This is a genomic window from Microbacterium sp. Mcb102 (assembly GCF_024519805.1).
Classification (GTDB): domain Bacteria; phylum Actinomycetota; class Actinomycetes; order Actinomycetales; family Microbacteriaceae; genus Microbacterium.
Genome location: NZ_JALJRG010000002.1, coordinates 253,181 through 272,918, shown reverse-complemented (window position 1 = coordinate 272,918; position 19,738 = coordinate 253,181). Strand labels below are relative to the sequence as shown.

The window sequence follows — 19,738 nt, the reverse complement described above, 5'->3', positions numbered from 1 at the left end:
TCATCCTGCCAGGGACGACCGACGTGCACGCGGTGTCGGTCGGGGGAGGCGGCTGGTAGAAAGGACACATGGCGGTCCGCACACCTGATCCCGATCCGGAGCCCGAAGACGATGGTCTCGGCGGGTTCCCGGACGCGAACCCGCCGGCGCCCGACGGCAACCCCGGCTGGTTGAGTGAGTTCGAACTCGAAGAGGCGCGGCGCCGACTGCCGATGCTCTACGTCGAAGCGATCCCGGTGCGCACCGACGGCTCCGGGCAGGTCATCGAGATCGGCATCCTCCTGCGGTCCACGCCGATGGGGGAGATGACCCGCACGATCGTGTCGGGTCGGGTGCGCTTCGGCGAGACCATCCGCGACGCCCTGTTCCGGCACGTCGAGAACGATCTCGGGCCGATGGCGTTCCCGATCATGCCGCCGCAGCCGCTGCCGTTCACGGTGGCCGAGTACTTCCCGATGCCCGGTGTGAGTGCGTTCCACGACGACCGGCAGCACGCCGTGTCGCTGGCGTTCGTCGTGCCGGTGACCGGCACGTGCGAGCCGCGTCAGGATGCCCTCGAGGTCACCTGGTTCTCGCCGGAGGCCGCGGGGTCGGATGCGGTCGCCGCCGAGATGGAGAACGGACGAGGCACCCTCATCCGTCAGGCTCTCGCCTACCTCGGCCTTCTCCGCTAGTCGGCTCCGCACCCCGCACTCCCTCCGGTCGCCCTGGGCCTTCCCGAGGGTGACTCTTGCGTCGACGAATCTAATGGGCTAGAAAGTAGACCATTAGTCCAATCGGCAAAAGGATGCTTCGACATGGATGCTTCGACAACGACGTCGCACAGCACGGCAGCACCCCGGGAGCGCAATCTCCGCGGGAACCTCGGGGCGGTGTCCGTCACCTTCATGGTGATCGCGGCCGCAGCCCCCCTCACGGTCGTCGGCGGACTCGTGCCCATCGGCTTCCTCGTGGGCAACGGCATCGGCTTCCCGGTCATGTTCCTCGTTGCCACCGTGATCCTGCTGCTCTTCTCGGTGGGCCTCACGGCGATGAGCCGCTTCCTGCCCAAGGCAGGTTCGTTCTTCGTGTTCGCGACCCACGGGCTCGGTCGCACGCCCGGGCTCGCCACCGCCTACCTCGCGCTCGTCTGCTACACGACCGTGCAGATCGCGGTGTTCTCCTACCTGGGCGCGACGATCAGCTCGAGCATCGTCCTCCTCGGCGGCCCCGAGATCCCGTGGTGGCTGCTCACCCTCGCCTCCGTGGCGCTCGTCGGCGCGCTCGGCTATCGGCAGATCGAGCTCAGCTCCCGCGTCCTCGTGGTCGTGCTGCTCGCCGAGATCGGCATCGTCGTGCTGCTGGGGATCGTCATCCTCGTCACCGGCGGTGCGGAGGGTGTGACCTTCGGGTCGTTCCTGCTGCAGAACGTCCTCTCCGGTGCTCCCGCACTCGGCCTGATGTTCGCGATCGCGAGCTTCATCGGCTTCGAGTCGACCGTCGTCTACCGCGATGAGGTGCGCACGCCGGAGCGCACGATCCCCCGTGCGACCTACGCGTCCGCGATCGTGATCGGCGTCTTCTACGCCTTCGCCGCCTGGGCCGTCGTGGTGGGTGTCGGCGAGGGAGCGATCATCGAGGAAGCGGCCGCAGACCCGACCACGCTGATCACCCGTGTCACCGAGCAGTACCTCGGCCCGGTCGGCTCGATCGCCGTCGCCGTGCTGTTCCTCGGGAGCATGTTCGCCGCGGTGCTGTCGCTGCACAACGTGCTGACCCGTTACCACCACGCCATGGCCAACGCCCGGGTGCTGCCCGACCGCGTCGGCACGGTGCACGCGCAGCACGGTTCGCCGCACGTCGCCTCGATCGTGCAGGTGGCGACCTCCGGCATCGCGATCATCGTGCTCGCCCTGATCGGCTTCGCGCCGGAGAACATCTTCTCCTGGTTCGCCGGCATCGGGACGCTCGCGATCGTGATCCTGATGGCGGTCACGTGCCTCTCGGTCGTGGTCTACTTCGCCCGTACCCGGGTGCTGCGCAGTCCATGGCGCACCGTGATCGCCCCGATTCTGGGCTTCGTCGGTCTCGCCGTCTCAGCCGTCCTCATCGCCGCCAACTTCCCGCTGCTCGTGAGCGACGTCGATGCCGAGGGGAACCCCGCCTGGGGCCCGATCAGCATCACCCTCGTCGGAGTCGTGGTCATCGCCCCGGTGATCGGGCTCGTGCAGGCCGCGATCATGCGCGCGAAGGCGCCCGAGGCGTACGCCCAGATCGTGCGCCGATTCGACGAGAGCGCCTGACCCTCGACACGCCCGCCCCGCACCCGAAGGATGGACATCATCAGCACCCCCGCCCTGCCCCGACCCCTGATCGGCATCTCCGGACGACGCTTGCGTGGCGCGGCGATCGGCGCTCCGCACGGTTTCGCCGACGCTCCGCTCGAGGCCTACCTCAGCGAGTACTCGACCTCGGTGCTGCACGCCGGCGGGCTGCCGGTGCACCTGCCGATGGATGCCGTGCCGGCCGAGCTCGTCGAGCGCCTCGACGGCGTCGTGATCGTGGGCGGTGACGACGTCGATCCCCGCCTCTACGGGCAGACCCCGGGACCGTTCACCCCTCTGATCGACCCGCAGCGCGACGCGTTCGAGGCCGGGCTGATCGAGGCCGCCATCAGCGGCGGCATCCCGCTGCTCGGAGTCTGCCGCGGCGCACAGCTCCTCAACGTCGTCCGCGGCGGCACGCTCCACTCGCACCTGGCGCCGGGCGAGGGGGAGTCGCACGGCTCCTACGCCTACCCGCGCGCCCATCGGGTGCACGAGGTGCGCACGGCGCCGGGCAGCGTCGCCCAGACGCTCTACGGCGAGACGACCCGTGTCAACTCTTTCCATCACCAGGCGGTCGATGTGCCCGGCCGCGGAGTCGTGGTGACCGGGTGGGCGCCCGACGGCGTCGTCGAGGCCATCGAGCTCGAAGGCCTTCCGGCGATCGGGGTGCAGTGGCATCCCGAGACCTTCGGAGCCGACCCGGTCTTCGGCTGGCTGGTCGCACAGGCCGCCGCCCGTGCGACGCTCGCCGCGTCCGCCACACAGAACATCGCCTAGGCGTCACCGAACAAGGAGAAGAAATGCGACACGCAGACAAGAACGCCCTCATCACGGGCGCAGGCTCCGGCATCGGGCGGGAGACGGCCCTCCGGCTCGCCGGTGAAGGAGCGCGCGTCCTCGTGACCGACGTGTCCGCCGATGGTGCGGCCGAGACGGTCCGCCTCATCGAGGAGGCAGGCGGCACCGCCCTTGCGTCCGTGGTGGACGTGCGCTCGCGGGAGCAGATCCGCGCGGCGGTCGACCTCGCGCGTGCGGCCTGGGGGTCGCTGCACCTCCTGGTGAACAACGCCGGAGTCGTCACCGAGCACTCGTTCGAGACCCTCACCGAGGAGGCATGGGACTTCGTCTTCGACATCAACCTCAAGGGACAGTTCCTCGTCGCGCAGGAGGTCGCCCCGCTCATCGCCGAGTCCGGCGGCGGGGCGATCGTGAACCTGTCGACCGTCGAGGCTCTCGTCGTCGTGACGAGCACCGGCACCGCGCAACCGCACTACAACGCGAGCAAGGGCGGCGTGCCGATGCTCACGAAGGCGCTCGCGGTCGAGCTCGCGGCGAAGAACATCCGCGTCAACTGCGTGGCCCCCGGCCCGATCGCGACGGACTTCTTCGACTACGAGAGCGTCACGAGCCCCGAGGCTCTGGAGTTCATGAAGCAACGCCTCCTGGTGCCGCGGGTGGGCGTGCCCGCCGATATCGCCTCCGCGGTCTCCTGGCTGCTCAGCGACGAGGCGTCCTGGATCGACGGCATCCAGCTCCCCGTCGACGGAGGGTGGCTGACGCGATGATCGACGACGTGCGCCTGGCTCCGGACGAGCTGGAGGCTGCCGGCATCCGCACCGTGATCGTCGCGACGCCCGACCTGCAGGGTCGACTCGTCGGCCGCCGCATCCCGGTCGAGGGCTTCGGCCGCGTCGTGGAGAACGGTGTCGACATCTGCACCTGTGCCTGGGCGTGGGACATCGACCAGGGCCTCGAACTGATCGATGCGAACAAGTTCGCGCTGTGCGGGATGCACAACGGCGTCCCCGACGTGACGCTGATCCCCGACCTCGAGACCCTCCGCCCCGCGGCCTGGCTCGAGGGGGTGGCCATTTGCCTCGCCGACCCGGTCGACGTGCACACGCACGAGCCGATGCCGCTCTCGCCCCGCGTGCTGCTGAAGCAGGAGCTCGCCCGCATCCGGGAGCTCGGGCTCACCCCGCTCGCGGGGACGGAACTGGAGTTCTACCTGTTCCGCAACGACCCCAGGGAGCTGCGCCGCTCCGGATTCCGTGACCTCGACCCGACCACCCTCACGCCGTCGGACTTCATGATCCACGAGGGCAATCTCTACGAGCCCTTCTTCCAGAAGCTGCGCGCCGACCTCCGTGCCAGCGGCATCCTCGTCGAAGCCGCGCAGAGCGAATGGGGACTCGGGCAGTGGGAGATGACCTTCGAGTACGGCGACCCGCTGGAGATGGCCGATCGGCACGCGCTCTACAAGCTGGCGGTGCGCGACACCGCCGCTCGCGCGGGCATGTCGGCGACGTTCATGGCGCGGCCGCTCAACGACCAGCCCGGATCCTCCTGCCACGTGCACGTCTCGTTCGTCGACGACGAGAGCACGGCGGTGTTCTGGGACGAGTCGGCTCCGGATCGCCTCAGCGGGCGGATGCGGTCGGCGATCGCCGGCGCGCTCGAACACGCCCCCGCGCTGATGGCCTGGTACGCGCCGACCGTCAACTCCTACCGCCGCAGCAACTCGTCCGACGTGGCGGGGAGCGGTCAGACCTGGGGCTTCGACAACCGCACCACGACGGTGCGGGTGGTGGGGCACTCGCCGCAGGCGCTGCGCTTCGAGTTCCGCCTGCCCGGCGCCGACACGAACCCGTACTTCACCCTCACCGGGGTCCTGGCGTCGGCGCGCGACGGCATGGAGAAGGAGACCGTGCTGGGTGACGCCGTGGTCGGAAGCGCCTACGACCTTCCCGCCGACGGGGCCATGCCCGCGGATCCTCGTCAGGCGAGCATCCTGTTCGGCGAGAGCCCGCTCGTGCAGGAGCTGCTCACTCCCGAGCTGATCTCGCATCAGCAGGTGCTGCTCGACCACGAGTGGACGACGTTCATGGCCCGCGTCACCGACTGGGACCTGCACCGCTACTTCGATCGGATCTGACATGACGTACCCCGCCCTGCGCACCTGGATCGCCGGCGTCGCCGAGGACAGCCCCGAGAGCGACGGCACCTGGCTGCATGACCCGAACACGGGGGAGGCCCTGGTCGCCTCCGCGTCGAGCTCACTCGACCAGGTCGGCCGTGCAGTGACCGCGGCGCAGCAGGCGCACGACGACGGGCGCTGGCGCGGCCTCGCCCCCGAGCGCCGCGCGGAGAAGCTGGACGCGCTCGCCGACTGGCTGGACGAGCGGGCCGAGGAGGTCGCGCATCTCGACGCACTCAACAGCGGCGTGCCGATCTCCGTCACGCGGCTGTTCGGCGGGGCGAACGGCGCGACCCTGCGGGATGCCGCCCGGCGCGCGGTCGCGGTCGGCGACTCGCGGGCGCTCGCCGCCGAGCACGGGCCCGTGCGTCTGCACCGTGTGCCCTGGGGGCCGACCGCGCTGATCCTGCCGTGGAACGCCCCGTCGGCCATGGCGGTGAAGAAGACGGCGTTCGCGCTCGCGGCCGGTGCGACGGTCGTGCTCAAGCCGTCCTCGTTCTCGCCGTGGAGCGCCCAGCTGCTGCTGGAGGGTGTGCACGCGGTCGGCATCCCCGACGCGGTGGTGGGTCTCGTGCAGGGCAGCGGCGGCGTCGGACGCAGCCTCGTCGCCGACGAGCGCATCGCCGCGATCTCGATGACCGGCTCGACGCCGACCGGGCGCGCGATCGCCGCGACGGCCGCTCCGCGCTTCGCGAGACTGCAGCTGGAGCTGGGCTCGAACAACGCCGCGATCGTCCGCACCGACGCCGACCTGGAGCAGACGGCGAAGGCGCTGGCCGATGGTGTGCTGAAGCTGTCGGGCCAGTGGTGCGAGGCACCCCGCCGGGTGCTCGTCGACCGTGCGCGCCGGGACGAGCTGGCAGGTCTCCTGATCGCCGAGTTCGGCCGCCGGGCGATCGGGTCGAGCCTGGACGATGCGACCGAGGTGGGGCCGGTCGCGTTCGCCGGGCGCCGCGACGAGCTCGTCGAGCAGCGGGAGCGGCTGGCGCATGCCGGTGCCGAGCTGCTGCGCGTCACGCAGGTGCCCGCACAGGGATCGTTCTTCGAGCCGACGGTGGCGGTCCTCGACGGTCCCGGCCTCGCGGACGAGGTCTTCGGACCCCTGCTGCTCGTGGGCGGCTATGCCGACGAGGACGAGGCGGTGGCGCTCGCGAACACCGGGCAGGTCGGACTCGCCGGCTACGTGTTCGGCGCCGACGAGCACGCCGCGGCCGCACTCGGCACACGGCTCGTCGCCGGTGAGGTCAAGGTCAACGGCACGAGCGTGCTCGACATGTCGCCGGAGTCGTCGCAGAGCTTCTTCGGCGCGAGCGGACTGGGAGGGCACGGAGACGCCGATGTGCTTGACTTCTTCGTGGGGAAGCAGATCGTGGGCTCCGACCGCCCGGGTCTGCCCCTCTGATCGGAGGAGCACGGATGAGCGAGCGTGACGACGCGCCGCACGACTTCTCCCGTGCCGTCCTGCAGCCGGTCTCCGGTTATCAGGCGGTCGCCGGGTTCCTGCGGCGCGAGATGGCGCTCGGCCGCATCCGCCCCGGCGATCGGCTTCCGCCGGAGCGCCGGCTCGCGGAGCAGCTCGGCGTCTCGCGCGAGACGCTGCGTCAAGCCTTGCGGATCCTCGAGGGCAGCGGGCAGATCGTGATCTCGCGCGGTGCGTCCGGTGGGGCGTTCGTGCAGGATGCCGCCCTCGACCCGCGGCTCATCCGCGAGGAGGTGCGCACGCGTTCGGCTGAGATCGGTGAGCTCACCGAGTTCCGCTCGATCGTCGAGTCCGGTGGGGCGGCGCTGGCTGCGAACCGCCGCAGTGACGCCGACCTGGAGGCGATGGTGCTGGCGCAGCGCGACCTGGCCGCCGCCGGCACGAAGGCCGAGTCCCGCATCGCCGACACCGACTTCCACATCGCCCTCGCCGAGGCCTCCGGAAACTCCTTCGTCCGTGATGCGGTCGAGGAGGCGAGGGTTCGCATGTTCGAGCCCGTCGACCTGATGAGCTTCGACTTCGTGAAGGAGTCGAGCTGGCAGGCGCACGAGCAGATCCTCGACGCGGTGCGTCGGGGCGACGCCGAGGCCGCGGATGCCGCGATGCGCGCGCACCTGCGCACCACGCGCGAGGAATTCACGCGCGTCGTCGAATCCTGACGCCCGAGGGGCTCGGGCAGGTCAGCGCGTGGTGAGGCGGGAGAGCTCGGCGACGAACGCGTCGACGTCGGCCTCTTCGGTGTCGAAGCCGCACATCCAGCGCACTTCCTTGCGCGCGGCATCCCAGTCGTAGAAGCGGAACGAGTCGCGGAGCTGGTCGGCGACACCGTCGGGCAGGATCGCGAAGACGCCGTTGGACTGGGTCGGCTGCGTGAAGTCGACGCCCTGGATGGATCCGTCGGCGATGCCGGCCTCGATCTCGGAACGCAGACGCGCGGCCATGGCGTTCGCGTGCTTCGCGTTGCGCAGCCACAGGTCGCCCTCGAGCAGCGCGATCAACTGCGCCGAGACGAACCGCATCTTCGACGACAGCTGCATGTTGAACTTGCGCGAGTACTTCAGGCCGTCGGCCGCGTCGGGGTTCAGCACCACGATCGCCTCGCCGAGCATCGCGCCGTTCTTGGTGCCTCCGAAGGTGAGCACGTCGACCCCGGCGTCGCGGGTGAACGCGCGCAGCGGCAGATCGAGGGCGGCGGCGGCGTTCGACAGGCGCGCGCCGTCGAGGTGCAGCTTCATGCCGCGCTCGTGCACGTGGTCGGCGATCGTGCGGATCTCGTCGGCCGTGTACAGCGTGCCGAGCTCGGTCGACTGCGTGATCGACACCACCAGCGGCTGCGCGCGGTGCTCGTCGCCCCAGCCCCAGGCCTCGCGATCGATCAGCTCGGTGGTGAGCTTGCCGTCGTCGGTGGGGACCGTGAGCAGCTTGAAGCCGCCGATCTTCTCGGGAGCTGCGGCCTCGTCGACGTTGATGTGGGCGGTGGATGCCGCGATCACCGCGCCCCAGCGGGGCAGCATCGACTGCAGGCCCGTGACGTTCGCGCCCGTGCCGTTGAACACGGGGAACGCCTCGACGCCCTCGCCGAAGTGCGCCTGGAAGACCTCCTGCAAGCGCGCGGTGTACGCATCCTCGCCGTAGGCGCTCTGGTGTCCGCCGTTCGCCGCCGCGATGGCCGCGAGGACCTCGGGGTGGATGCCGGAGTAGTTGTCACTGGCGAAGCCCCGGATCGCGGGGTCATGCTGGATGCTCACCGACCCAGCCTAATTGTCCGCATCGCCCTCGCGGTCCGGGGGAGGGTCTTCCGGATGTCGGATGCCGGCCCTACCCTCGACTTCATGGAGCGCACCGCCGCCACTCGGGCATTCGGCAACGTCCTCGTCAACACGCTCATCGCGAACGTGACGACGAGCTTCCTCTGGTTCGCGCTCACGTTCTGGGTGTACATCGAGACTCAGTCCGTGCTGGTCACGGGCATCATCGGCGGCGCGTACATGCTGTTCGTCGCGTTCTTCGCGATGGCGTTCGGCACGATCGTCGATCGCAACCGCAAGCACACGGTCATGGTGATCTCGAGTGTCATCTCCGCCGCTGCCTTCCTGGTGGCAGGGCTCCTCTACCTCTGGCAGCCCGAGGCGGCACTGCTCGATCTGGGTGGCCCGTGGTTCTGGCTGTTCTCCGGGGTGATCCTCTTCGGCGGTGTGATCGAGCAGCTGCGCAACATCGCGCTGTCCACGACGGTGACTCTGCTGATCCCCGAAGACAAGCGTGCGAACGCCAACGGGCTCGTCGGCACGGTGCAGGGCATCGCCTTCCTCGTCACGAGCGTGTTCTCGGGTCTGTCGATCGGGTTCCTCGGCATGGGATGGACCCTCGCGATCGCGATCGCGGCCATGGCACTCACGTTCGCCCACCTGCTGTTCATCCGCATCCCCGAGGGTGCTCCGGAGCCCGACCCGAACGCATCGAGCGCGCTCGACTTCCGCGGCAGCGTGCGGGCGATCCGACTCGCTCCCGGCCTGTTCGCCCTGATCATCTTCTCGACCTTCAACAACCTCATCGGGGGCGTCTACATGGCGCTCATGGACCCGTACGGCCTGACCCTCTTCGATGCGCAGACCTGGGGCTTCGCACTGGCTTTCGCCTCCACCGGCTTCCTGGTGGGCGGCGGCCTGGTGGCGAAGTTCGGGCTCGGCCCCAAGCCCATGCGCACCATGCTGCTCGTCGTGATCGCCATGGGGCTGCTGGGCTCGGTGTTCATGCTGCGGGAGTGGTGGCCGCTGTATGTGATCGGCATGTGGGCCTATATGGCCCTGGTGCCCCCGGTCGAGGCGGCGGAGCAGACCATCATCCAGAAGGTCGTGCCGTACGAACGGCAGGGTCGCGTGTTCGGCGTGGCCGCGGCGATGGAAGCGGCGGCGGCCCCGATCACCGCGTTCCTGATCGCCCCGATCGCCGAGTTCCTGATCATCCCCTACATGAACACCCGCGAGGGGCAACAGAGCTGGGGCTGGCTGCTCGGCGAGGGCGAGGCCCGCGGTATCGCGCTGATCTGCCTGTTCGCGGGACTGATCATGGTCGTGGCCGCGACGCTCGCCTTCTTCACCCGGTCGTACCGCAAGCTCACCGAGCTGTACGCCGAGGCGCCCGAGCAGGAGATCGACCACGGCGAGGACGGCGGGGAAGACGGCGGTGATGCCGGCGCAGAAGCCGTGGCGGAGGAGCCGTCGATCGAGTCGGGCCCTGCCCGGCACAGTGAGGCTCCGCCCGTGGTCCCCGGCATGCCGCCCGAGTCCCGCTGAGCCCGGACGATTCCCCGAGCCCCGACGAGTCCCGCTGAGCCTCGGACGTTTCCCCGAGCCTCGGACGATTCCCCGAGGTTCGGACGTTTCCCCGAGGTTCCGATGGAAGAAGTTCCGCAGATCGTCACTCCGTCGGCGGATCGTCCGACACTCGGGATCAGTCGAGGTCGAACACCCGGTCGTTGAGGGCGGTGGCGTCCGTGTCCCAGAGCATCAGGAGCCGTGCGGCCAAGACCTCGGGATCGAGCGACTTGGCGCGGAACACGACGGATGCGGTGCGCAGCTGCTCACCGGAATCGCGCGCGGACTTCGCGTACCCCTGCGCGACGGCCCGGGTCCAGGCCTCGCTCGCCGCCTTCACCGCGGCGTAGTTCGCCCCGCCGGCGAGGGGCCGCGCGACCGCCGTCGACGACACGATCGCGAACCGGCCCGCCCCCGACGCGCGCAGCGCCGTGTCGAACGCCCGGCTCGTCGCGCGGACGGCCTCGAGCGCGGGCAGCAGCGCGGCGAAGTCCTCGTCGGACTGCCCGGCGAGGCCGCCGCCCCCGCGCCAGCCCCCGACGAGGGGGACGACCGCGTCGACGGGGCCGATCTGCCCCGCCAGAACCGTCATCTCATCGAGCGAGGTCGCATCCGCGAGGAAGACCTCCGTGCCCGCATCCGCCAACGGCTGCAGCCCTTCTGCGGACCGGCCGGTCGCGATCACCCGTGCCCCCGCACCGTGCAGAGCGCGTGCCGCCGCCCGCCCCGCCGCACTGGTCGCTCCGGCGAGCACCACCGTGCGGCCGGACAGTCTCGAGTCGATGAGTTCATCCATGTCGCTCACTCTTCCGGTTCGGAGGGGCTTCTGCGGCCGGAACCCGCGGAGGGATCCGCAGAACAGGTCCGGCCGCAGCGCGGTGCGCCCCAGCGTCACACTCGGAACGCGCGCCATGCGCGCGTGGTCATCAGTCGTCCGTGCCGCGGATGCCCACGGTCGATTCGATGACGGGCTTCATCTTCTTGTGAAGGGTCTCGAAGAACATCGACAGCGGGAACTCGTCGTCCATCACGGCATCCGTGTACCCCTTCGGCGCGCCGGCCAGGATCTCGTCCGACAGGCCGCGGGCCCACTGCGAGGCCGGGTGCGGGGTGAGCGTGCCGCGGACGAGCTCGTACGCGGCGAGCCAGTGCGCGACCTTGGGGCGGTCGATCGAGTGCCAGTACAGGTCGTCGATCGCGTCGCCGAGCGCCACGACGGCATCCGGCACGGCGTCCCAGTCGAAGGTCAGAGCCGTGTCTGTCCAGTGCAGCACGCCGCGCTGGTGCAGCCACGCGAACAGCAGCTGTCCGCCGACCGCGTCGTAGTTGCGTGTGCGGGTGCCCGTGATCGAGAAGCGGAAGATGCGGTCGAAGATCACCGCGTACTGCACGAGGTGCGCGTAATCGTGCATCTCCTGCTCCGTCTCGGTGAGCTCCTCACCGGCGGCGATGCGGGCCGCGAGGGCGCGCTCGATCTTCACCGACTCGCGGAACGCGGTCATGTCGCAGCGCATCTCCTCGAGGGAGTAGAGGAAGAACGGCATCCGCTGCTTGATCATGAACGGGTCGAACGGCAGATCGCCGCGCATGTGGGTGCGGTCGTGGATGATGTCCCACATGACGAAGGTCTTCTCGGCCACCTGCTGGTCGTCGAGCATCGCGGCGGCCCGCTCGGGCAGGTCGAGGTTGGTGATCTCGGCAGCAGCACGGGTGACGCGACGGTAGCGAGCGGCCTCGCGGTCCTGGAAGATCGCGCCCCACGTGAAGGTCGGGATCTCGCGCATCGCGACGGTCTCGGGGAACAGCACGGCCGAGTTCGTGTCGTAGCCGGGCGTGAAGTCGACGAGCCGCAGCGAGACGAACAGCTTGTTGCCGTAGTCGCCGGCCTCGAGGGCGGCGATGAACTCGGGCCAGATCGTCTCGACGATCAGCGCCTCGACCAGGCGGTCGCTGGAACCGTTCTGCGTGTACATCGGGAACACGACGAGGTGACGGATGCCGTCGACGCGGGTCTGCTGCGGCTGGAAGGCCATGAGCGAATCGAGGAAGTCCGGCACGCCGAAGTCTTCGGATGCCCAGCGGTCGAAGTCGACCACGGAGGCGGTGAGGTACTCCGCGTCGTGCGGGAAGGCAGGGGCGAGTGCGCGGATCGCGGCGGTGATCGCGCCGACGAGCTCGCGGGCCGCGGCGTGGTGCGCGGCATCCGGGATCGAGCCGTCCTTGATCTGCATCTCGCGGAGGGCGATCGCGGCGTCCTTCAGCTGCGCCCAGGCGGCGGACTGCTCGGCGATCGACGCGTCCTCGACGACCTCGGGTTCGCCGACGATGGCCTGGACAGCGGAACTGTTGGCGGAAAGAAGGGACATCGGGACCTCCGATCGGAGTTTTCAACGGAAAGATTCCGGCATATACGGAATCCTGACGATAATCTTACAGCCATGGATGATTCTGTCGACCGCGCGATCCTGACCGCGATCTCCCGTGACGGGCGCGCCACGCTCTCCCAGCTGTCGGAGGCCGTCGGCCTGTCGGTCTCGGCCGTGCAGTCGCGTCTGCGCCGGCTGGAGACGAGGGGAGTCATCTCCGGCTACCAGGCGATCCTCGACCCCGAGCAGGTGGGCACCCCGCTCTCGGCCTTCATCGAGATCACCCCGCTCGACCCCGCCCAGCCCGACAACGCTCCGGAGCTGCTGGAGCACCTCGACGCGATCGAGGCCTGCCACTCCATCGCCGGTGACGCGAGCTACATGCTGTTCGTTCGCGTGCCGTCTCCGCGTGCGCTCGAGGAGCTCGTCCGTGACGTGCGGCTCGCGGCGAACGTCAGCACCCGCACCACCGTGGTGCTGCAGACCTACTACGAGCACCGGCCGATCATCCCGGTCGGCTCGGCGGAGTAGTCGGGAGCGCGTCAGAGCACCGCGCCCACCATCGCCTCGCCCAGCGGAGTGCGCAGGTGCAGCATCCGGGTGCCGTCGCGCTCGCTGCCGATCAGCCCCGCGCCCCGCAGCACGGTGAGGTGATGCGACGCGGTCGAGACCGCGACACCGGCATCCTGAGCGACCTGCGATGTCGTGCGGGCGGTGCCGGCTCTGATCAGGATGCCCGCTCGTGCCGGACCGAGCAACGCGCCCAATGCCTCCTCGATGTCGGCGGTGTCCCGCGCCCAGCCGGCGGTGACGCCGCGGGCCGGATAGAACAGCGTCGGCTGCGCCGGGGGCTCGGTGAGCACCATGCAGCCCCACGACGACATGACCGACGGCACCAGCACCAGGCCGCTTCCCCGGCAGTCGACCTGTTCGCTGTGGCGACGCAGCGAGACGCGGACGGCGCCTTCTCCCCAGGTCACCTGCGGGTGCAGGTCTCCGGCCATCCCCGCGATGCCGCCGGTCGCGATCCGCTGCGCACGGAACGCGATGTCGGCGCGCAACAGGCGTTCGAGCTGCGGCCAGACGGGAGCCAGCGCGGCATCCCATACCGCGGACCAGGCGTCGGCGATCATCGAGCGCGCCCGTGCCGGCTTCCCCTGCATCTCGCCCAGCGCCCGCTGCCGCGCTCCGGTCGAGCGCCGCACCATCTTCCCGAAGTCGACGCGCATCGGGTCGAGAGGTGTGATGCGCAGCTCGTCGAGCTCGCCCTCCGGGCTCAGGTCCCATCGCGGTGCGGTCGTCAGGAAGTCGGGCAGGTAGCCGTCGTCCCCGATGACGGTCGCGAGCAGGGCGAACTCCTCGCGGGGCAGGCGCTCGCGCACGGCACGCAGCCACCCCCACTGCAGGGGATGCGCCTCGGGGCGCCGCAGGACCCGCACGGCGTGGGCCAGCTCGTGCCCGGGCGAGATGCCGAATCGCACCGCCTCGACATCGCCGGGGCTCAGGTGGAACTCGACGCGGTGGTCGGGGTGCTCGACGCCCTCGACGGGCCCTGTGTTTCGATTCACATCGAAACTCTAGGGGTGGCCCTGCGCGCTGTCGAGACTGGAGTCATGAACAGCACAACCCCCGGATCCGGAATCGTCGCCGGCGCGGACATCCGCATCGGCACGGGCCGCAGTCGCAGGTTCGTCGGCGCAGAGCACGGCGCGGAGGTGTCGTACTTCTTCGTCGAGAACCAGCCGGGCGAAGGCCCGGGGCGGCACTGGCATCCCTACGCCGAGACCTGGGTCGTTATCGAGGGACTTGCCCGCATCACCGTGGGCGAGGAGACTTTCGTCGCCGGGGCGGGCGACACCGCGACCGGCCCCGCCTTCGTCCCGCACTGCTTCACCAACGCGGGAGACGGGGTCCTCAGGATCATCGGCATCCACGCATCCGCCACCATCATCCAGACGTTCCTCGACGAGGACTGAGCACCAGGAGCACCATGTCCTTCCAGGCATACCTCGACAACATCGAGACCAAGACGGGGCTGACCCCGCGACAGTTCATCGAGCTCGCGACGGAGAAGGGGTTCGACCGCACGACGAAGGCCACGCCCATCGTCGCGTGGCTCAAGGAGGACTACGCGCTGGGGCAGGGGCACGCGATGGCCCTCGTGCACGTGATCACCAAGGGCCCGCAGATCAGCAGCAAGCACGTCGGCACGGGTGGTGCGCACGGCGACGCCTCCGACACGCTCTGGCTCGACGGCAAGGACAGCAACCCGAACCCCTGATCCGTCGTCCCGCTGAGGTCGGGCATCGCCCCGGCCAGTAGGATTCCCTGCGTGGCAGCATCCTCCCAGCGCAAGAAGAAGAGTCGGACCGCGAAGCACACCCCGGCCCGCACCAGCGGCAACCCGGCGCGGCGTCCGGTCGTCGAGGCGGGGCCGGTCACCGCATCCGATTGGATCGGGGCCGCGCGGCTGCGCACCCTCCCGCTCGCGATCGCCCCGGTGATCATCGGAACCGGTGCGGCGCGCAGCACCGGCCCCGAGTTCCACTGGGTGATCGCGCTCGCGTGCCTCGCCGTCGCGGTGCTGCTGCAGATCGGCGTGAACTTCACGAACGACTACAGCGACGGCGTCCGCGGCACCGACGCCCACCGCGTCGGGCCCGCGCGCCTGACGGCATCCGGGCGGGTGAAGCCACGCACCGTCCTGATCATCGGCCTGATCTTCTTCGCGCTCGCCGCGGTCGTCGGGCTCGCGATCGTCGTGCGCACCGAGCAGTGGTGGATGCTGGCCGTCGGTGCGGCGTGCATCGTCGCGGCCTGGTTCTACACGGGCGGCAAGAGGCCGTACGGGTACTACGGCCTCGGCGAGGTCTTCGTGTTCGTGTTCTTCGGCCTCGTCGCCACGCTCGGCACCACCTGGGTGCAGGTGTTCGAGCTGCCGCTGCAGGCGTGGCTCGGAGCCATCGCAGCAGGCCTGTTCGCGTGTGCCGTGCTGCTCGCCAACAACCTGCGTGACATCGACCAGGACCGCGAGGTCGGCAAGCGCACCCTGACCGTCTTGATCGGACGCCGCGCCACGCAGGTGCTGTTCACCCTGTTCGTCCTGGCGCCGTTCGGCATCGCCGTGTTCCTCGCGCTGCTGTTCCCGATCGCATGGATCTCGCTCCTCGCACTGCTGGCGGGACTCCCTGCCATCGTCATCGTCTGGGCCTACCGGCAGCCGAGGGAGTTGGTGACCGCGCTCGCCCTGACGTCGCTGACATCACTGCTGTACGCCGGCGCCCTGTTCTGGGCGTTCGTCGGCTGAGCCGCAGCGCGGCGGTCAGACCTTCGGGTCGTCGCCGGGCTCGTTCGCGTCGATCGCCTGGTCCTCGGCATCCGCATCGGCCTGGCTGCCCGATGACCGACTCTCGCGGCGCTCCGCGAGTCGGGCCGAAGCGTCGGTGAGCGGTGTGCGCAGGAACAGCATCGAGATGCTCATGCCGATGAGGGCGGCGAAGATCGCGGCGAGCCACCAGTATTCGCGGAAGATCGGGAAGAAGAACCAGAGGATGGCGAGCGGGACGAGGAACGCCAGCAGCCGCAGCACGGTGTAGACGAGGAAAGGCGCGGGCTTCTTCACCCCTCCAGTCTACGTTCGCCGCGCGGGCGGCTCGGCGCCGGTGCCCTCGATGCCGAGTCGAGCGAACGGGATGCCGCGCACCACCCGATGCCACGGGTGCTCCCCGAGTGACCACAGCAGCTTGGCGTCGATGTCGAGCGCCAGGTCTTCGCAGCCGACCGGGAGGGGCATGTCGTCCTGCTCCAGCGCCGACCGCGGCCCGCTCCACAGCGCACCGGGGCGCAGGCCGTCGGACTGTGAGACGAAGTGGCGGTCTCCCCACCGCACGGCGCCCTGCATGCGGGGGATGCCGGGGCTGAAGACGTGCTCCTCGGTGAACCGCCCGTCGGCGTCCTCCGGGATCGAGAACTCGCCGATCCGGCCGCTGTCGTCGGTGCGGTGCTCGCCGATGAGGACACGCCGCAGGGGAGTGCCGTCCTCGTCGAACACTCGACCCAGATACGAGCAGCGCAGCGCGACGGGGTGCACGCGCGTGCGGACGGCGACGAGCACCGTCGTGCGACCGCGCCGAGGCCGCCTGCCGGCGATGCGCTGAGCGGCGGCGCCGCGGACCGTCCGCACATCCGCGAGATCGAACTCCCAGATACCGCGTCCGGTCGCCGCGACGAAGACTCGGTCGTCGAACCAGGCGAGTCCACCGGCGTGGATCGGTGCCGGCTGCAGTTCGCCGTCGTTGCCGGGGACGGCGAGCAGCACGTCGAGATGGCGGGAGCGCTCGAGGTCGACGAACGTCACGCGGGAGGCGAGATGTACGCCGTCGAGCTGTTGCCGGAACCAGCTCACCGCCACGGTGCGTCGACCCCGCCACTCACCGAGGTCGATGCCCTGCGGGTACCAGCGTCGGGTCCAGGTCCGGGCGGTCAGCCATCGCAGGTCCAGGGTGTCGCGCTGCTTCTGCCGCACCGGACGCCACGTCGATCCGAAGGGCCAGAGCATGCTCCCATCGTCGCCGATCGAACGGATCCTCGCGAACTCGACCGCGAGTCGAGCGTCGTATCTCGGCCTACGTACAGCTTCACGAAATGCGACATGTATTATGTTACGTGTCGTCGCGCGTATCTCTGGGGGGAGGGAGCGCGACGACACACAACGTCCCGGGTCCGGCTGATGGGGGTCAGCAGGGCACGAGGCGGGCGGGGCCATCATCGGTGGCCCCGCTCTCCGAACGCCTCGCGTTCGGCAGTGCGTAGCACTGGGAGGTGTGGCTCCGTTCGGGTACGGGGCCACACCTCACTGCGCACGGGCCGCAGCATCGGCGGACACCGGTCGTTCACCTCCAGGTCGCCGTCCGGCAACGGTGACCTGGCACGATTCCGGGACACCGCCTCTCCCTGGAGCTCCGTGCGCACACCCCTCGTCACCGTCATCCTGCCCGCGAAAGACGCCGGCGCGTATATCGGGACGACGCTCGAGACGCTCACCCGCCAGTTCGACGATCCTTCTGCGCTCAAGCTCGTCGCCATCGACGACGGCTCGCGTGACGACACCGGTGCCCTCATGCGCGCGTATGCCGAGCGCCTCCCGAACGTCGAGCTCATCCGGAACCCGATCGCCCGGGGCCTGGCGACCGCCCGGAATCAAGGGCTCGAACGGGTCGAGGGCGACGCCTTCTGCTTCCTCGACGGTGACGACTGGATGCAGCCGCGCCGGCTCGAGGTGCTGGTGTCGCGGTTGCGCGAGCTGGACTGCGACTTCCTCCGCACCGACCACGTCACGGTCACCGGGTCGCAGCGGGCGCTCGTGCGTGCCCCGCACCCGTGGCGCGAACGCGTGCTCGTTCCGAGGGCGGCGATCCTGCCCGAGAACGAATCCACGATGGTCGACTACCCCTACGCGTGGGCGGGTGTCTTCCACCGCCGCGTTCTCGACGACGGGCTGGCGCGGTTCCCCGAGGGGCTGTTCACGGCGGAGGACCGGCCCTGGATCTGGCGGCTCCATCTTCGCGCGGGGTCGTTCGCCGTCGTGGATGCCCCCGCGCTGCTCTACCGACGCGGCATCGCGACGTCGCTCACCCAGGCCAGGGATCGCCGCCAGCTCGACTTCGCCAGGGCGATGGACGAGGTCATCGCCGTCGTGGAGCAGGACGCGGAGGCGGAGCGCTTCCTGCCCAAGGTCGTGTGGACCGCGCTCGCGCTCAGTTCCCACCACCTGGTGCGTGCGCGTCGGATGAGCCCGCGGCTGCGCGCCGAGATGCGCGGCGGCATCCGGGACATGCTCCGCCGCCTGCCGGACGACGAACTCGACGAGACGCTCACGCGCTTCGACGGGCCGCGCCGGCGGGTGCTGGCGCGCGTTCTCCGACAGGCGGGGCGCACGGCATGACCCAGCTGTTCGCGCTGCACAGTGCGTACGGACTCGCCACGGCCGCCGCGGCGATCGACGCCGGGCTCCTCGGCCGCGACGGCGGGGCGGAGCGCATCCTGGTGCCGTTCACCTCGAGCCGGGTGCCGGAGACGGCGGTCGGCATCGCGGGCGACCCCGTGCTCGGGCCGCTGCGCGCGCGGTTCGACCGCGTCGAGCCGCTGGAAGATGTCCTCGGCCCGTTGCATCCGAGCTCGTGGGAACCCGCTGAGGCCGACCTCCCGATCCTGGAGCGGTTGCTCGTACGGGCGTGGCGACTCGATCCTCAGAGCCTGGAGCTGTTCGTGCAGAGCCCGCAGGTCGCGCCGGCCCGCACCCTGATGGCGCTGTTCCCGCACGCGCGGATCACCATCGTGGGGGATGGGCTCATGACCTACTCGCCGATGCGGGTGCGGCTGCCGTATGCGGTCGCGGCGCGCATCGAACGCGTGGTCCATGCGGACGTGGTGCCCGGAGTGCGGCCGCTCGTCGGGTCTCCTCGGGCGGAGATCGTGCCGGTTCCTCCCTCGGTGTTCGCGGCGGCACTGCGGGAGACGGATGCCGGTGACCCGGGCGTCGGCGACGATCCGCCCAGCGTGCTCGTCCTCGGCCAGTACCTGTCGGCGCTCGGACTCATGACGCCCGCCGCGGAGATCGACCTGCAGAAGCAGCTGATCGACCGTGCCGCGCGGTGGACTCCGCAGCGCATCGTCTTCAAGCCGCACCCCGCCGCACCGCCGCTGATGACCGCGGCGGTCCGCGATCGGGCGCACGTGCACGGGATCGACTTCGTCGAGTATCGCGGCCCGCTCGCGGCCGAGCTGCTGGCCGAACGACTGGATGCGCTGGCCGTCGTCGCCGGGTTCTCGACCGCGCTGCCGACGGTGCACACGCTCTTCGGCCGGGCGATCGGATCGGCGGGCAACGACCGGGTGCTGGCGGCGCTGACGCCGTTCGAGAACAGCAACCGCATACCCGTGACCCTGGTCGATGCCCTCACCCGCGACGACGCGCCCTACAGCGACCCCGCCCGCTTGCAGCTGTTGGTCGACGCGGTCGGCTACGCGATGCAGCCTGAGAACGCCGCCCATCTGCGCGGTCGCGCCGAAGAGCTGCTGCACGACCTGGACTCGGTCGAGAGGGATCGGTATTTCGCGCCACGACGGCTTGCGGAGCTGCGGCTGCCGGGAGCACCGCGGGAGAGCGCCCTGAACCGTGCATTGCGCCCCGCCGGCGGAGTGGGCAGGGTCGAGGAGTGGCGGCTCCACGCCCTCGGCGCGCGGCGACGAGTCGGTCGTGCCTGGCGGGCGCTGCGCGGGCGATGACGATG

At 70.0% G+C, this 19,738-nt stretch carries 20 protein-coding genes; 14 read left to right on the top strand and 6 right to left on the bottom strand.

The genetic code is table 11. The annotated features are described in order from the left end of the window. Nucleotides 1–68: 68 nt before the first annotated feature. The 7 genes from OC372_RS07570 to OC372_RS07540 all read left to right on the top strand — a co-directional run bounded on the left by OC372_RS07570 (nucleotide 69) and on the right by OC372_RS07540 (nucleotide 7,422). Nucleotides 69–674, top strand: a complete 606-nt coding sequence (locus tag OC372_RS07570) for an NUDIX hydrolase family protein (protein ID WP_262001384.1) — start codon at nucleotides 69–71, stop codon at nucleotides 672–674. 123 nt (nucleotides 675–797) lie between these two features. After that, the gene (locus tag OC372_RS07565; protein WP_262001383.1) at nucleotides 798–2,282 is read left to right on the top strand and encodes an APC family permease; all 1,485 of its coding nucleotides are present in this window, start codon (nucleotides 798–800) and stop codon (nucleotides 2,280–2,282) included. Nucleotides 2,283–2,312: 30 nt separating this feature from the next. After that, entirely contained in the window at nucleotides 2,313–3,083 is a 771-nt protein-coding gene (locus OC372_RS07560; RefSeq protein ID WP_262001382.1) for a gamma-glutamyl-gamma-aminobutyrate hydrolase family protein, read from the top strand. Nucleotides 3,084–3,106: 23 nt separating this feature from the next. Further along, nucleotides 3,107–3,871: an SDR family NAD(P)-dependent oxidoreductase gene (locus tag OC372_RS07555; RefSeq protein WP_105710490.1), complete on the top strand. Its 765-nt coding sequence runs from the start codon at nucleotides 3,107–3,109 to the stop codon at nucleotides 3,869–3,871. Then, nucleotides 3,868–5,241: a glutamine synthetase family protein gene (locus OC372_RS07550; RefSeq protein WP_146114814.1), complete on the top strand. Its 1,374-nt coding sequence runs from the start codon at nucleotides 3,868–3,870 to the stop codon at nucleotides 5,239–5,241. The genes OC372_RS07555 and OC372_RS07550 overlap by 4 nt, the downstream gene beginning before the upstream one ends. 1 nt (nucleotide 5,242) lies before the next feature. Continuing rightward, the gene (locus OC372_RS07545) at nucleotides 5,243–6,685 is read left to right on the top strand and encodes an aldehyde dehydrogenase family protein (protein ID WP_262001381.1); all 1,443 of its coding nucleotides are present in this window, start codon (nucleotides 5,243–5,245) and stop codon (nucleotides 6,683–6,685) included. 14 nt (nucleotides 6,686–6,699) lie between these two features. After that, on the top strand, nucleotides 6,700–7,422 hold the full coding sequence (locus tag OC372_RS07540; protein ID WP_051662290.1) for a FadR/GntR family transcriptional regulator: 723 nt from the start codon (nucleotides 6,700–6,702) through the stop codon (nucleotides 7,420–7,422). Between the two features lie 21 nt (nucleotides 7,423–7,443). Here the strand turns inward: OC372_RS07540 and OC372_RS07535 are convergent, their stop codons facing one another. Beyond that, entirely contained in the window at nucleotides 7,444–8,511 is a 1,068-nt protein-coding gene (locus OC372_RS07535; RefSeq protein WP_091029346.1) for a threonine aldolase family protein, read from the bottom strand. A gap of 84 nt (nucleotides 8,512–8,595) precedes the next feature. Between OC372_RS07535 and OC372_RS07530 the strand changes: the two genes are divergently transcribed. Beyond that, nucleotides 8,596–10,059 carry an MFS transporter gene (locus OC372_RS07530; protein WP_262001380.1) on the top strand — a complete coding sequence of 488 codons (1,464 nt, stop codon included), beginning with the start codon at nucleotides 8,596–8,598 and terminating at the stop codon, nucleotides 10,057–10,059. Nucleotides 10,060–10,216: 157 nt separating this feature from the next. Here OC372_RS07530 and OC372_RS07525 read toward each other — a convergent pair whose 3' ends face one another. Both OC372_RS07525 and OC372_RS07520 read right to left on the bottom strand, forming a co-directional pair. Continuing rightward, nucleotides 10,217–10,876: an SDR family NAD(P)-dependent oxidoreductase gene (locus OC372_RS07525; RefSeq protein ID WP_262001379.1), complete on the bottom strand. Its 660-nt coding sequence runs from the start codon at nucleotides 10,874–10,876 to the stop codon at nucleotides 10,217–10,219. A gap of 130 nt (nucleotides 10,877–11,006) precedes the next feature. Beyond that, the gene (locus OC372_RS07520; protein WP_105710485.1) at nucleotides 11,007–12,446 is read right to left on the bottom strand and encodes a DUF6421 family protein; all 1,440 of its coding nucleotides are present in this window, start codon (nucleotides 12,444–12,446) and stop codon (nucleotides 11,007–11,009) included. A gap of 72 nt (nucleotides 12,447–12,518) precedes the next feature. Between OC372_RS07520 and OC372_RS07515 the strand changes: the two genes are divergently transcribed. Beyond that, a complete protein-coding gene (locus OC372_RS07515) occupies nucleotides 12,519–12,977 on the top strand; it encodes an Lrp/AsnC family transcriptional regulator (RefSeq protein WP_029260858.1) in 459 nt (152 codons plus the stop codon). Nucleotides 12,978–12,988: 11 nt separating this feature from the next. Here OC372_RS07515 and OC372_RS07510 read toward each other — a convergent pair whose 3' ends face one another. Continuing rightward, nucleotides 12,989–14,014: an ArsR/SmtB family transcription factor gene (locus OC372_RS07510; protein ID WP_262001378.1), complete on the bottom strand. Its 1,026-nt coding sequence runs from the start codon at nucleotides 14,012–14,014 to the stop codon at nucleotides 12,989–12,991. 45 nt (nucleotides 14,015–14,059) lie between these two features. On the opposite strand from OC372_RS07510, the gene OC372_RS07505 reads away from it, so the two are divergent. From OC372_RS07505 to OC372_RS07495, 3 genes are read left to right on the top strand one after another with little or no spacing between them, the layout of a single operon-like run. Then, the gene (locus OC372_RS07505) at nucleotides 14,060–14,422 is read left to right on the top strand and encodes a cupin domain-containing protein (RefSeq protein WP_105710483.1); all 363 of its coding nucleotides are present in this window, start codon (nucleotides 14,060–14,062) and stop codon (nucleotides 14,420–14,422) included. Between the two features lie 14 nt (nucleotides 14,423–14,436). Next, a complete protein-coding gene (locus OC372_RS07500) occupies nucleotides 14,437–14,727 on the top strand; it encodes a DUF4287 domain-containing protein (protein ID WP_029260861.1) in 291 nt (96 codons plus the stop codon). Nucleotides 14,728–14,778: 51 nt separating this feature from the next. Next, nucleotides 14,779–15,753 (top strand): 1,4-dihydroxy-2-naphthoate polyprenyltransferase, encoded by a 975-nt coding sequence (locus tag OC372_RS07495; RefSeq protein WP_029260862.1) that lies wholly within the window; start codon nucleotides 14,779–14,781, stop codon nucleotides 15,751–15,753. Between the two features lie 15 nt (nucleotides 15,754–15,768). On the opposite strand, the gene OC372_RS07490 is transcribed toward OC372_RS07495, so the two are convergent. Both OC372_RS07490 and OC372_RS07485 read right to left on the bottom strand, forming a co-directional pair. Continuing rightward, nucleotides 15,769–16,068 (bottom strand): DUF4229 domain-containing protein, encoded by a 300-nt coding sequence (locus OC372_RS07490; protein ID WP_029260863.1) that lies wholly within the window; start codon nucleotides 16,066–16,068, stop codon nucleotides 15,769–15,771. A 9-nt stretch (nucleotides 16,069–16,077) separates the two neighbouring features. Continuing rightward, a complete protein-coding gene (locus tag OC372_RS07485) occupies nucleotides 16,078–17,004 on the bottom strand; it encodes a hypothetical protein (protein ID WP_262001377.1) in 927 nt (308 codons plus the stop codon). Between the two features lie 405 nt (nucleotides 17,005–17,409). On the opposite strand from OC372_RS07485, the gene OC372_RS07480 reads away from it, so the two are divergent. Both OC372_RS07480 and OC372_RS07475 read left to right on the top strand, forming a co-directional pair. After that, nucleotides 17,410–18,390: a glycosyltransferase family 2 protein gene (locus tag OC372_RS07480; protein WP_262001376.1), complete on the top strand. Its 981-nt coding sequence runs from the start codon at nucleotides 17,410–17,412 to the stop codon at nucleotides 18,388–18,390. Then, nucleotides 18,387–19,733: an alpha-2,8-polysialyltransferase family protein gene (locus OC372_RS07475; RefSeq protein WP_262001375.1), complete on the top strand. Its 1,347-nt coding sequence runs from the start codon at nucleotides 18,387–18,389 to the stop codon at nucleotides 19,731–19,733. Before OC372_RS07480 ends, OC372_RS07475 begins: the two co-directional genes overlap by 4 nt. Nucleotides 19,734–19,738 lie beyond the last annotated feature (5 nt).